Annotated in this window: 1 protein-coding gene; it reads left to right on the top strand. The window is 44.3% G+C overall.

Annotated features, from left to right (window positions below; genetic code table 11):
* A partial coding sequence (locus OJ995_RS13525; RefSeq protein ID WP_264369916.1) for a hypothetical protein occupies positions 1-469 on the top strand: 469 nt, incomplete at both ends.

Below are 469 nucleotides of genomic sequence, written 5' to 3'. Positions count from 1 at the left end.
GAATTACAGTGGGGCGTTGACTTATACTTTCACACCAGTTGGTCCAACAGCAGGTGCAGGCGGATTAATAAGTGGAATGGTAGTTGGAACGAGTTATACGGTAACATCATCAAACGGAAGTTGTTCATCGGTAGCATCGGCATCGTTTAGTAATTTAGCTATGCTAGTTACCCCAGCGATTCCAACGATTACTACTACAGCCCCTACGTGTGTTGCAGCGGGAACATCAACAATTACGAATTACAACGCAGCCAACACTTATGTTTTCACGCCAGCAGGTCCTACAGCAGGAGCAGGTGGAGTGATTTCAGGAATGGTAGTTGGTACAAGTTATACGGTAACATCAGGCAATGGAAGTTGTACTTCAGTAGCTTCTGCATCGTTTACGAACTTAGCAGTTTTACCAGTTCCATCACAACCAACAATTTCAACTACAGCACCAACGTGTTCATCTGATGGAATATCTACC

Origin of the sequence: Flavobacterium lacisediminis (genome assembly GCF_025909975.1) — a bacterium.
GTDB lineage: Bacteria > Bacteroidota > Bacteroidia > Flavobacteriales > Flavobacteriaceae > Flavobacterium > Flavobacterium lacisediminis.
Note: the sequence above shows the minus strand (reverse complement) of the source record. Positions and strands in the feature narration are given on the sequence as shown.